This window comes from Sporomusaceae bacterium (assembly GCA_031460455.1).
Lineage (GTDB): Bacteria > Bacillota > Negativicutes > Sporomusales > UBA7701 > Anaeroselena.
Window position 1 is genome coordinate 117,562 of sequence record JAVKTQ010000002.1, and the last position, 12,759, is coordinate 130,320.

Here is a 12,759-nt window from a genome sequence, read left to right on the forward strand (position 1 = left end):
CCAATGGCCAGTACGCGGGATATACGGCGCCGCATTAAGAGCGTCAAGAACATCCAGCAGATTACCAAGGCCATGAAGATGGTGGCTGCGGCCAGACTGCGCCGGGCCCAGGAACGGGCCAACGCCAGCCGCCCCTACACCGACAAAATCCGCGAGATACTGGCGGGTGTAGCTTCCGGGGCCAAGGATTCCGGGCATCCGCTCCTGGCGGTGCGCGAGGTCAGCCGTACGGCGTACCTCATCCTCGGCGCCGACAAGGGCCTGGCGGGGGCGTACACTTCCAACCTTCTGCGCGAGGTGCTGCCCCAGGTCGGCGGCCGGGACAACGTCCACCTGCTGACCGTCGGCCGCAAAGTCAGGGATTATTTCCGGCGGCGGGGCTATACCATCGATCAGCAATACACCGGGTTTTCGGAACGGCCGACTTACGACCAAGCCGTCAAGATGTCGCGCGATGTGGCCTCGGCTTATGCCCGCGGCGAGTACGACGAGGTGTATCTGGTTTACACCCGCTTCTTCTCGCCCATCAACCACAAGCCCGCCACCGTCAAATTGCTGCCGGTCGACACCGATACGGCTCAAGGCGAAGAGCAGCCGCGGGAATACATCTTCGAGCCGTCGGCGGAAGAAGTGCTGGGCTTGCTGCTGCCGAAGTATTTGGAAACGGTCGTTTACGGCGCCCTCCTCCAATCGGCGGCTAGCGAACTGGGCGCCAGGATGACAGCCATGGGTTCGGCCACCGACAACGCCCAGGAACTTATTTCCAAGCTGGTTTTAAACTACAACAAGGTACGCCAGGCGAATATCACCCGCGAGATTTCCGAGATCGTGGGCGGCGCCGAGGCCCTCAAATAGTGAGGAGGGGAAAGAGTGAACACTGGTAGAGTAATTCAGGTCATCGGTCCTGTCGTTGACGTCGAATTCCCCCCGGAACAGTTGCCACCGATCTATAATGCCGTGGTGATAGACGAACAAAGCGGCGAGATCCGCGTCAAACTGACGGCGGAAGTGATGCAGCACCTCGGCGACAACGTCGTCCGCTGCGTGGCCATGTCGTCCACCGACGGTCTGACCCGCGGCATGAAGGCTGTGGACATCGGCTCGCCGATCAAAGTACCGGTTGGCAAGGCGACACTGGGCCGGGTTTTCAACGTGCTGGGCGAGACGGTCGACAACGACGCGCGGCCGGTCGAAGCCGAAGATTTTTGGCCTATCCACCGTCCGGCGCCATCCTTCGAAGATCAGGAGACGTCGACCACCATCCTCGAAACAGGCATCAAGGTCGTCGACCTCATCGCCCCCTATTCCAAGGGCGGCAAAATCGGTCTGTTCGGCGGCGCAGGCGTCGGCAAAACCGTTATCATCATGGAACTCATCCGCAACATCGCCACCGAGCACGGCGGTTTTTCGGTCTTCTCCGGCGTCGGCGAGCGCACCCGCGAAGGCAATGACCTGTGGACGGAAATGAAAGAGTCGGGCGTTATCGACAAGACCGCCCTGGTGTACGGCCAGATGAACGAACCGCCGGGAGCGAGGATGCGCGTCGGCCTCACCGGACTGACGATGGCCGAATACTTCCGCGACAAAGGCGGCCAAGACGTACTGCTGTTCATCGACAACATATTCCGTTTCATCCAGGCCGGGTCCGAGGTTTCCGCCCTTCTCGGCCGCATGCCGTCCGCGGTCGGCTATCAGCCCACACTGGGCACCGACGTTGGCGCCCTGCAGGAACGCATCACCTCGACAAAGAAGGGTTCGATCACCTCGGTGCAGGCTGTTTACGTGCCGGCCGACGACCTGACCGACCCGGCGCCGGCGGCAACCTTTGCCCACCTCGACGCCACCACCGTTCTTTCGCGGCAGATCGCCGAGCTGGGTATCTATCCGGCGGTCGACCCGCTCGATTCCACCTCGAGGATTCTCGACCCCCACGTCATCGGCCAGGAGCACTACGAAGTGGCCCGCGGCGTGCAGGAAGTGCTGCAGCGTTATAAAGAGCTGCAGGATATCATCGCCATCCTCGGCATGGAAGAGCTGTCCGACGACGACAAGCTCACCGTGTCCCGGGCCCGCAAAATACAGCGCTTCCTGAGTCAGCCTTTCTTCGTGGCCGAGGCGTTTACCGGCACGCCGGGCAAATACGTGCCCCTCAAGGAAACGATCCGCGGTTTCAAGGAGATTCTGGCCGGCAAGCACGACGACCTGACCGAGCAAGCCTTCTTCATGGTCGGCACAATCGAGGAAGCGGTGGAAAAGGCGCGCCAGATCAAGGGGGAATAGGCTGTGGCCAATACCATAAGGCTCGATATTGTCACCCCTGAACGCATCGTCTATTCCGACAGCGTCAACATGGTCATCGCCCGGGCTACCGACGGCGACCTTGGCATCTTGCCCGGGCACGCCCCGCTGGTGGCCGGCATGGCTGTCTGGCCGCTAAGGGTGCTCAAGGATGAAGGCGAGCGCCAGATTTCCGTCTGCGGCGGGTTCATCGAGGTGCGGCCCGACAAGGTTACCATCCTTGCCTCCTGCGCCGAACTGCCCGACGAGATCGACGTCAAACGGGCCGAGTCGGCGCGCGAGAGAGCCGAGCGACGCCTCAAGGACGCCGGCCCCGATATTGACATGGCCCGGGCCGAAGCCGCCCTGCTACGGGCGATTATCCGTCTGCGGGTGGCCGAAGGCAGGGCAAGAGATATTTGATTTGCGAAAAGGCCGGGAGAACTCCCGGCCTTTTAACTATTTCGCCATCATCGCACCGGCAAAAATTGCTTGCATAACTCCCCTAAAAACTGGCAAGAATAAGCTCAGAGAAGGATGGGGAGTAGTATGCGCAGAAGTATTTGCTATGCGTTGATGGCCGGCCTCCTTTTTTTGTCGCTGCTCGCCTGGGGCCAGGCTAAAGACGGCGCCGAAGCGGCGCGGGTCGAGCTGCTGGGCGAGGCCATGGAGGCCGCCGGGGCGGTGACGGAGACGGTTGCTTTTAACGCGTGGACCAAGTTGCCTGATGCCGAACTGACCGACGACAGGCTAAAACGCGTTGCCCAGGCGGCGATGGCCAGACTTGGCTACCCGCAGGACCAGTACGACCTCAAGCTTACCCGCAGCGAACGGCATCGCCTCGTCAGAGCGGAAGCGGTCGGCGACGGTTGCCAGGCCGTCGTCATGGTCCAGGTAGTCTATCCCGTCTGGGACAAGAAAAGCGCCGAGGCGTTCTTGGTGGTAAACACCGAGACTAAGGCCGCGGCGGCCGATATCGAGCTGCTCCGCGGCCGGGTGGCGGAGGCTGCCGACTGCGGCGGCGGGGCAGCGCGTATATCTACTTGCCTGGTGGGTAGGCTTGATGGTAAACTAGAAAAAGAAATGTGGCCAGAAAAGCTGCAAATGGCCGGACAAGTCTTAGGCGCCACTGATGCCGAGCTGACTGTCCAGCCTGGTTACGCCGGTATGACGGGGTTTTCCCCCAAACTGCCGGAAGGCATCGTCGTCGGGGACAAGCGGATCAACATCAACTTGGCCATCCGTTACAGCCCGTACGACAACCGCACCTATGTAGTCATCGCCTCGCCGGTGATAACAGGCGAATATTAGCAGCAAGCGGTGGGAGGAAAGTACGTGGAAAGACTGATTGTCAGCGGGGGAAAAAGACTGTCTGGCAGCATTAAGATCAGCGGCGCCAAAAACGCCGTATTGCCGATTATCGCGGCCTCGCTTCTGGGGACGACGACTAGCCGGCTGGAGGAGATTCCCGCCCTCGAGGACGTCGGCACCATAAGCGAAGTGCTTGGCTATCTCGGGGTAACAGTCGCGAAAGAGGAGGCGGGCACGCTGATCGTCAACAGCGCCGACCTCTCCTGCTGCGAAGCCCCCTACGAGCTTGTCCGCAAGATGCGGGCCTCCTTCCTCGTCATGGGGCCGCTTCTCGCCAGAGCCGGCCAGGCGCGCATCTCCCTGCCCGGCGGCTGCGCGATCGGCACGAGGCCGATCGATCTCCACCTCAAAGGTTTTGAGGCCTTGGGTGCGGAAATTGTCCTCGGCCACGGCTATATCGAGGCACGGACAAAGCAGCGGCTTAAAGGCGCGCGGATCTACCTCGACTTTCCCAGCGTCGGCGCTACCGAGAATATCATGATGGCTGCGTCTCTGGCCGAAGGCCAAACTATCCTCGAAAATCCCGCCGAAGAGCCGGAGATCGTCGATCTGGCCAACTACCTAAACGCCATGGGGGCGCGGATCCGCGGCGCAGGAACCAACGTCATCCGCATCGAAGGGGTCAAAGAGCTCAAAGGCACCACTCACGCCGTAATCCCCGACAGGATCGAAGCCGGCACTTACATGGTGGCGGCGGCGATCACCGGCGGCGACGTCTGGCTGGAGAACGCCCTGTCCGAACATCTTAAGCCGGTCACCGCCAAACTCAAGGAAGCGGGTGTGGCGATCGAAGAGAAGATAGACGGGGTGAGGGTCCGCGGCACGGGAGCGGTCAAGGCGGTGGATGTCAAAACGCTGCCCTATCCCGGATTTCCCACCGACATGCAGTCCCAGTTCATGGCGCTGATGACGGTGGCCAACGGCACGAGCGTCGTCACCGAAACGGTATTCGAGAACCGCTTCATGCACGTGGACGAGCTCAAGCGCATGGGGGCGAGCATCAAAATCGAAGGCCGCAGCGCCATCGTGGAAGGGGTGCCCAACCTGACCGGCTGCCCGGTCAAGGCCACCGACCTCCGGGCCGGCGCGGCGCTGGTGCTGGCGGGACTGGTGGCTGAGGGCAAAACCGAGATAAGCTGCATTCATCATATTGATCGCGGGTATGAAGATATCGTCGGTAAACTGGCAAGCCTGGGCGCGGAGATCGTCCGGGTCGGATAAAGGATTATTAAAGGAGCGGCCTTAGGGTCGCTCCTTTATGCTTGTCATATAGTCGCCGCTCTGCGCATATGATTGGATACATAAGCGCGGGAGGGGCGGGCGTGAAAAAGGTGTTGGCGCTGACCATTCTGCTTGTCATCGCCGTTGTCATCGTTGTTCCCACTGTAGTGCTCTACAGCCTGGGGGGGCCTGCGGGAACGCGGCCGGCAGCCATGAAGAAAGGCGAAGACATCCCGATCAAGGTCTATCTCCACGATCAGGACCGGATCGTGGAAATGAGCCTGGAAGAGTACGTTAAAGGCATGGTAGCTGCCGAGATGCCGGCCGAGTTCGAGCTTGAGGCCCTCAAGGCACAGGCGGTGGCGGGACGGACATACGCGGTCAAACAGATGGCGCTATTCGGCGGCGGCGGCCTGACTGACAGGCCGGGCGCCGATGTCAGCTCAGACCCGGCCAGGAGCCAGGCGTGGCTGAGCACCCTTCAGCTCAGGGATCGCTGGGGGCCGTTCGCTTTCGACCGCTACTGGGGCAAGATAAGCCGGGCGGTCGAAGAGACGCGCGGGCTGGTCGCCACCCATAACGGCGAAACCATCAATGCCGTTTTCCACTCCACCAGCGGCGAGCGCACGGCCGCCGCCAAGGAGGTATGGGGCTTCGACTACCCCTATCTGCAGAGCGTCGTCTGTACCTGGGACAAAAATTCGCCCCGCTACAGCGACAGCCGGGAGTACAGCTTCGCCGAGCTGGAGCAGCGTCTGGGGGCCGAGGCCGGGGTGGTGGCGGCAGCCCAGGGAGGCGGCGCGGTGGCCCAAGTCATCGACAGAACCGAGTCCGGCCGGGTGGCCAAGGCCAGGGTAGGCAGCAAAACGTTTACCGGGTTCGACCTCCGTCAGAAGCTGGAGCTGCGTTCGGCTAACTTCGCCCTGGAAACCAAAGGCGGCAAGGTGGTGTTCAAAACCACCGGCTACGGGCACGGGGTGGGCATGTGCCAATACGGCGCGAACGGCATGGCCAAGGAGGGCAAAGACTTCCGCGCCATTCTGTCCTATTACTACACCGGTATCAAGATCACCAGCATCCACGAATCGTAGAGCCGCTGCTATGCCCCGGGCGGGTGTTATCAGCGGCTTCTTTTTGGGGAATAATGGTCATGAGAGGTGATCATTATGCCCTGGACGAACAACCTGTTTCAAGAGCTGAAGCGCCTTAGGACACGGCAGACGTGGACGGAGCCCCGGCCAGTATACGTAGCCACAGGACTGGTCGTCATGGCGGCTGTCCTTATGCTGGTTATAGTCAGCGGTATCCGGCAGCCGGCTGTACCGGTGCCTATCGTCCCCCAGGCGCGCCTGGAGGCGCCGTCCGCCACGGCGATCCGTCACGAGACGCCGCCTGTAAGCATGGCGGCCGTGCGGGCGGCGGACATGCCCCTGACCGCCGCGCCCGCACAACAGGCGGCAAGTGTAGGAAAGTCAGGCGATAGGCCACGTCGGCCGGTTGTCGGGGCAGCCTCAGCGGCGTTCGGCTGGCAGCCGCATCCGCTCTACGGCGACTGGCGCTATCACCCCGGCGTCGATGTCGTTGCTCCTGCGGGCGCCGCAGTGAGGGCGATGTGGGGAGGACGGGTGACGGAAATTTACGAGGACAGGCAGTACGGGCTGACGGTGGCGGTGGCCGGAGGCGGCTACACCGTACACTACGGTTCACTGGCCGCCGTCGTCGTGGCCAGAGACCAGCACCTTCCAGCCGGCGCCAGCGTCGGCACCGTCGGGGAGGCGCCCGGCGAACGGTACCCCCATCTCCACCTGGCAGTCAAAGGCGGCGACAAGTATGTCGACCCACAGGAACTGCTGGCGAAAAGCGAATAGCGGCTTCCCGCCCTCCGTCCCGACGGCGGCCGAAAATGCGTGACATGTCACGCATTTTTTTGTTTTGTCCGCATATACATGGTAGCAAACGGAGGGCGAGGGGGAAATTGGGATATGAAGGACTATATCCGCAAGCGGGTGCTGGACATCTGTAACCACATACTCGAAAGCAAGCACACGGTAAGACAGACGGCAACCGTTTTCGGGGTAAGCAAAAGTACCGTACATAAAGATATGATCGAGCGACTTCCCACAATCAACAAACGGCTGGCAAACAAGGTGCGTCATATCCTGGAGATCAACAAGGCTGAACGCCACATCCGCGGCGGCGAGGCGACCAGGAAGAAGTATAAAGACGGCAAAGAAAATAGTGAGAAATAAAAGGAATTGCTGTCATAAGATAGAATTAATAGTATTATTTATTGCAAAGAGTGACACTGTTCGAGTTAGCTCTTTTTTTTGGCCTCAAAGGGACAAGCTTTAGAGATTGCAGTAGGGGAAAGGAGTTTCGGAATGTTCGGAATGTCTATGGATATCGGGGTGGACTTGGGAACAGCTACCGTACTGGTATATATAAAAGGCAAGGGGATCGTTCTGCGTGAGCCGTCGGTCGTGGCTATCGACCGCGACACCAACCGCATCATCGCGATCGGCGAGGAAGCCCGCCGGATGCTGGGGAGGACGCCGGGCAACATCGTGGCCATCCGTCCTTTGCGTGAAGGCGTTATCGCCGACTACGACACGACGGAAAGCATGCTCCGCCATTTCATCGAGAAGGTGGCCGGCCGGAGTATGTTCTTCAAGCCGCGCATCATGGTGTGCGTGCCGTCCGGTGTCACGACCGTGGAGAAACGGGCGGTGCTGGAGGCGGCCATGCAGGCCGGGGCCCGCAAGACATACCTTATCGAAGAACCGCTGGCGGCCGCCCTCGGCGCCGGTCTGGTGATATCCGAGCCGTGCGGATCGATGGTCGTCGATATCGGCGGCGGCACCACCGACGTAGCGGTGCTGAGCCTCGGCGGCATCGTCGTAAGCGAGTCGCTCAGGGTCGGCGGCGACAAGTTTGACGAAGCGCTGGTACGTTACATCAAGAAGGAATATAATATCATGATCGGCGAACGCACTGCAGAGGAAATCAAGGTCAATGTCGGCACCGCGTTCCCGTCCGGCCGCAACGAATCGATGGAGATTCGCGGCCGCGATCTGGTGTCCGGCCTGCCGAAAACAATGCGGATCGGCTCCACGGAAACGCGTGAGGCTTTGGCGGAACCGATTTCCCTCATAATCGAATGCGTCAAGACAGTGCTGGAGAAAACCCCGCCAGAACTGGCGGCCGACATCGTCGATCGCGGCATCGTCATGACCGGCGGCGGCTCACTCCTCCACGGGCTGGACAGACTTATCAGCCAGGAAACCGGCATACCCACCTATCTGGCCGACGACCCGCTGTCCTGCGTGGCGCTGGGCACCGGCAAGGCGCTGGAGTCGCTCGAGACTATCCAGGATTCGTTGACGACAATAAAAAAAGGCAGCATAGCGTAAAAGCTCGGCCGTCTGAGGATAGGAACCTCGGACGGCCGCTTATTTTTGGCTTTTTCCACAACTTTCCTGGGCGGAAAAGCTTAAGAAATAGCTTTTTTCATCGATAAATAGAATAGGAGGTGAATGGATGATAAGGGGAATTTATGTCGCCGGGTCGGGGATGATGACCGAGGCGGCGAGGACCGACATCATCGCCAATAACCTCGCCAACGCGAGCACGGCGGGCTATCGCAAAGATATCGCCGTCGGCAAGGACTTCCGCAACATGCTCATCCAGCGGATCAACGACGGGCCGAATCGCCCGGCCATCGGCAGCATGGGGGTCGGCTCGGTTATCGACGAGGTTGCTACCATCCACACCCAGGGAATGATGAGGCAGACCGGCAACAAGTACGATCTGGCCATCGAAGGCCGCGGCTTTTTCGCGGTGGAAACGCCGGCCGGAGTTCGTTACACCCGCAACGGCAGCTTTACCCGCAGCGCCCAGGGCGAACTGGTTACCCAGGACGGATACCGGGTACTCGGCCAGGGTGGGGCCATTCAGCTGGGCGACCCTCAAAGCAAGGTCGACATCGTCGAAGACGGCCGGATCATGGTGGACGACGCGGACGCCGACACGCTGAGGATTGCAGGCTTCGCCGACGAGAAGCGGCTTGTCAAAGAGGGCGCCACGCTGTTTGCCGCCGGACCTGGCCAGCAGGAAGAACCGGCTGAGGGCATCCTGATACGCGAGGGCTACCTCGAACTCTCCAACGTCAATGTGGTGGCCGAGATGGTCAATCTTATCACCGGCTACCGGGCCTACGAGATCAACAGCAAAGCCGTGCAGGCCCATGATTCGCTGCTTGACAAAGCCGTCAATGATGTAGGCAGAGTGTAAAACTAGTTTTTTGGGGCTGGACTTTACAAGAAGCCCCGGGGGGTCGCCGACCGACTGAGGCGGCCTGAAATCGGAAAACCGGGAGGTAAACTCAATATGATGCGCGCGTTATGGACGGCCGGCACGGGTATGGTAGCCCAGCAGGCCAATATTGACGTTATTTCCAATAACCTGGCGAACGTCAATACCACCGGCTTCAAGAAAAGCCGCGCCGATTTCCAGGACCTGATGTACCAGACCGTCCGCCAGGCTGGGGCGACGACCGGCCCCGACACGCAATTGCCCACAGGCATTCAGATCGGCCACGGCGTCCGCCAGGTGGCGACACAGAAAATTTACACCATGGGCAATCTTCAGAGTACCGGCAATCAACTCGATATCGCCATCGAGGGCGACGGCTTCTTCAGGATAACAATGCCGGACGGGACGCTCAATTACACCCGGGACGGCGCCTTCAAAAAGGACAGCGCCGGACGGATAGTGACGTCCGAAGGTTATCCGCTCGAGCCGCTGATCACCATCCCCGAAGGTACCACCGAGATTACGATTTCTTCCGACGGCCGCGTGACGGCCACCATCCCCACCCAGACCAATCCGCAAGAACTCGGCCAGATTCAGTTGGCCCGGTTTACCAACCCGGCCGGCCTGGAGAGCGTCGGCCGCAACCTGCTCAAGGAGACGGCGGCTTCCGGGGCGCCGGTCGATAGCAATCCGGGCTCGGACGGCGCCGGTACGCTGGTGCAGAAATACGTCGAGATGTCCAACGTCCAGGTTGTGGAAGAGATGGTCAACATGATCGTCGCCGAGCGGGCGTATCAGATGAACTCCAAAGCGATCACGACCAGCGACTCAATGCTCGAGATTGCCGCCAACCTCAAGCGATAGGTGAAGGTCATGGCTAGGATACTGGTGATGCTGGCGCTTTTGTGCCTTTGCGCCGTACCCGCGTCGGCCGCTCCGGTGACGGTCGCGGTGAACGCCGAGGTCACCGTCGTCGGTCCGATTATCACCCTCGGCGAACTGGCGACAATCACCGGTGAGGACAAGGAAAGAATAAAAGCGCTGGCCGCCACCAAACTCGGCAATGCGCCATCGCCCGGACATCGCCTGTCCTTGACCAGCGATACGCTTGGTACGCGGCTGGCAGCTTCAGGCGCGGATCTGGGGGAAATAAACTGGCTGGTGCCGCCGACGATTGTCGTAACCACCGCCGCCCAGACGATCAGCGGCGAAAGGCTGCAGGCCGCAGCCTCCGAAGCTCTTCAGACCCAGCTGGCTGGCGACGGCGACACCGAACTGTCGGTAACGCCGCTCGGCGCTGCGCCCGACGTTATGGCCCCTCTCGGCAGCGTCGACATCAAAGCCGAATTCCCGGCCGGCATCCGCTACAACGCACCCACCGCCGCGGTCGTCGCCATCAGCGCCGACGGGCGACCGTTTACGACCGTGAGCCTCCGCTTCAACATCAAAGCTTACCAGCAGGTTGTGGTCGCGGCGCGCAACATCGCCGCCCGCGAGGCGATAACGGCCGACAGCGTGCGCACCGAGAGGCGCGAGGTCGGCAAGATAGCCGGGTATATCACCGATATCGGCAAAGTCATGGGTCTGGCCGCCCGACGCCCGATTACCGCCGGCACGCCGCTGACCGAATCAGCCGTCGACAAACCGCTGATGATCAGACGGGGAACGGTGGTGACCATCCTGGTGAAGACAGGCGGCATGATTATAGCCGCCGGCGGTCAGACGATGCAGGACGGCCGCGAAGGGGAAATCATCCGGGTGCAAAACGTGACCTCCAAGCGCATCGTCAGCGCCCGGGTTGTCGATATGAATACCGTCCAGGTAATAATTTACGGTGGAAGGTGAAGCTATCATGATGTCGAATATTTACATAAAAGCAACAATCCTGTCGATGGTGCTGGCTCTCGCGCTGCTCGTTCCGCTGCAGCATCAGGCCGAGGCTACGTCGCTGTGGGCTGAACAGACCAGCCTGTTCGGCGACCGCAAGGCCCGCGCCGTGGGCGACAGCCTGACGATCGTCATCAGCGAGTCATCGACCGCCAGCCGCTCCGGCACTGCTAACAATTCAAAATCGGCCAGCAATAGCATGGCAGCCGGCACCGGCGTATTCAAGTGGCTCGCCGCTGCCGAGGCAAGCGGCAAAGACAGCTTTAAGGCCGATGGCAAAATAACCAACACTAATGCCGTAACCGGCCGGATTACCGTTCAAGTGACGGGGGTCAAGCCGAACGGCAACCTCTTAGTCTCCGGGACGCAGAGCATCAATCAGAACGGCGAGGAACAGAAAATAACCATCACCGGCGAGGTTCGTCCCGAAGATATCAGCGCCGACAACGCCGTCCTGTCGTCAAACGTCGCCAACGCCCAGCTCAAGATCGACGGCAAAGGGCCGATCGCGAACAAGCAGCGGCAGGGAATCCTCACCCAGATATTCAATCTCCTGTTCTAGCCGGAAAGGGATAATGTGATGCGCAGACTAATCGCTTTAATCCTGATAACGATACTGTTGGCCGCGAGCGCCGCTCCGGCCCTGGCCTACGGCCCCCGCATCAAGGATGTCGCCAAGCTTCAGGGGGTGCGCAGCAACCAGATTTACGGCTATGGACTTGTCGTCGGCCTTGCCGGCACTGGCGACTCCGACAAGAGCACCTTCACCATCCAATCGATCGTCAATATGCTGAAAACCTTCGGTATCACTATCTCCACCGCCCAGCTCAAGCCAAAGAACGTGGGGGCGGTGATGGTGACGGCGCAGTTGCCGCCGTTTGTCAAACCGGGCGATACCATCGACATAACAGTTTCGTCCATGGGCGACGCCAAGAGCCTCCAGGGAGGCACGCTGCTGCAAACGCCGCTCAAGGCGGCTAACGGGGCGGTCTACGCTGTTGGCCAGGGGCCTCTTTCGATCGGCGGATTCTCCGCCGGCGGCGGCGGCGCCAGCCAGCAGAAAAATCATGTCACCGTTGGCTCCATTCCCAGCGGCGCCATTGTCGAACGCGACGTTCCCACCCAGTTCGAGGACGGCGGCAGCGTCGTCTTCGTCCTCAACAAACCGGATTTCACTACCGCCAGCCGCATCTCCGAAGCTGTCGACCGCCGCTTCGGCCCCATCTCCAAGGCCCGCGACGCCGGCTCGGTGGCAATATTCGTACCGCTCGAATACACCGGCAACCTGGTCGGCTTCGTAGCCGCCCTGGAAGAGCTGCCGGTAACCCCGGACAACGCCGCAAAGGTCGTCGTCAACGAGCGGACCGGTACCGTCGTAATGGGCGGCCATGTCACCATCGACACAGTGGCCGTGGCTCAGGGCGGCCTGACGGTGAAGATCGCCAAATCGAACGAGGTGTCGCAGCCGCCGCCCCTGTCCGGCGGTTCGACTGTGGTCACCCCGACAACCTCTGTAGACGTAAAAGATCAGCCCGCGCCGCTCGTCGTTCTCCCGGCCACGGCCAGCGTCAGCGACCTTGTCAGCGCCCTCAACGCGGTCGGCGCCACGCCCCGCGAAGTGATATCCATCCTCCAGGCCATCAAAGCGGCCGGCGCTCTTCACGCCGAGCTGCAGCTCATATAGGCGGTGAA

At 60.9% G+C, this 12,759-nt stretch carries 14 protein-coding genes; all 14 read left to right on the forward strand.

Going from position 1 to position 12,759, the window contains the following annotated elements:
- The first annotated feature begins 3 nt into the window (after positions 1 to 3).
- On the forward strand, positions 4 to 855 hold the full coding sequence (atpG, locus tag RIN56_05150; GenBank protein ID MDR7866184.1) for an ATP synthase F1 subunit gamma: 852 nt from the start codon (positions 4 to 6) through the stop codon (positions 853 to 855).
- A 15-nt stretch (positions 856 to 870) separates the two neighbouring features.
- Positions 871 to 2,280, forward strand: coding sequence for a F0F1 ATP synthase subunit beta (atpD, locus tag RIN56_05155; GenBank protein MDR7866185.1), 1,410 nt, complete (start codon positions 871 to 873; stop codon positions 2,278 to 2,280).
- 3 nt (positions 2,281 to 2,283) lie between these two features.
- Positions 2,284 to 2,700 carry a F0F1 ATP synthase subunit epsilon gene (locus tag RIN56_05160; protein MDR7866186.1) on the forward strand — a complete coding sequence of 139 codons (417 nt, stop codon included), beginning with the start codon at positions 2,284 to 2,286 and terminating at the stop codon, positions 2,698 to 2,700.
- Positions 2,701 to 2,826: 126 nt separating this feature from the next.
- Positions 2,827 to 3,588, forward strand: coding sequence for a YwmB family TATA-box binding protein (locus RIN56_05165; GenBank protein ID MDR7866187.1), 762 nt, complete (start codon positions 2,827 to 2,829; stop codon positions 3,586 to 3,588).
- A 24-nt stretch (positions 3,589 to 3,612) separates the two neighbouring features.
- Positions 3,613 to 4,869 carry a UDP-N-acetylglucosamine 1-carboxyvinyltransferase gene (gene murA / locus RIN56_05170; GenBank protein MDR7866188.1) on the forward strand — a complete coding sequence of 419 codons (1,257 nt, stop codon included), beginning with the start codon at positions 3,613 to 3,615 and terminating at the stop codon, positions 4,867 to 4,869.
- Between the two features lie 101 nt (positions 4,870 to 4,970).
- Positions 4,971 to 5,960, forward strand: a complete 990-nt coding sequence (gene spoIID, locus RIN56_05175; GenBank protein ID MDR7866189.1) for a stage II sporulation protein D — start codon at positions 4,971 to 4,973, stop codon at positions 5,958 to 5,960.
- A 75-nt stretch (positions 5,961 to 6,035) separates the two neighbouring features.
- Entirely contained in the window at positions 6,036 to 6,737 is a 702-nt protein-coding gene (locus tag RIN56_05180) for a peptidoglycan DD-metalloendopeptidase family protein (protein MDR7866190.1), read from the forward strand.
- A 114-nt stretch (positions 6,738 to 6,851) separates the two neighbouring features.
- A complete protein-coding gene (spoIIID, locus tag RIN56_05185) occupies positions 6,852 to 7,118 on the forward strand; it encodes a sporulation transcriptional regulator SpoIIID (protein MDR7866191.1) in 267 nt (88 codons plus the stop codon).
- 132 nt (positions 7,119 to 7,250) lie between these two features.
- A complete protein-coding gene (locus RIN56_05190) occupies positions 7,251 to 8,279 on the forward strand; it encodes a rod shape-determining protein (GenBank protein ID MDR7866192.1) in 1,029 nt (342 codons plus the stop codon).
- Between the two features lie 127 nt (positions 8,280 to 8,406).
- Positions 8,407 to 9,159, forward strand: a complete 753-nt coding sequence (gene flgF, locus RIN56_05195) for a flagellar basal-body rod protein FlgF (protein MDR7866193.1) — start codon at positions 8,407 to 8,409, stop codon at positions 9,157 to 9,159.
- Positions 9,160 to 9,255: 96 nt separating this feature from the next.
- Positions 9,256 to 10,044, forward strand: a complete 789-nt coding sequence (gene flgG / locus RIN56_05200) for a flagellar basal-body rod protein FlgG (GenBank protein ID MDR7866194.1) — start codon at positions 9,256 to 9,258, stop codon at positions 10,042 to 10,044.
- A gap of 9 nt (positions 10,045 to 10,053) precedes the next feature.
- Positions 10,054 to 11,025, forward strand: a complete 972-nt coding sequence (gene flgA / locus RIN56_05205) for a flagellar basal body P-ring formation chaperone FlgA (GenBank protein ID MDR7866195.1) — start codon at positions 10,054 to 10,056, stop codon at positions 11,023 to 11,025.
- Between the two features lie 7 nt (positions 11,026 to 11,032).
- Complete coding sequence (locus RIN56_05210) at positions 11,033 to 11,629, forward strand: flagellar basal body L-ring protein FlgH (GenBank protein ID MDR7866196.1); 597 nt, start codon at positions 11,033 to 11,035, stop codon at positions 11,627 to 11,629.
- A gap of 18 nt (positions 11,630 to 11,647) precedes the next feature.
- Positions 11,648 to 12,751, forward strand: a complete 1,104-nt coding sequence (locus RIN56_05215; GenBank protein ID MDR7866197.1) for a flagellar basal body P-ring protein FlgI — start codon at positions 11,648 to 11,650, stop codon at positions 12,749 to 12,751.
- The last annotated feature ends 8 nt before the right edge of the window (positions 12,752 to 12,759 follow it).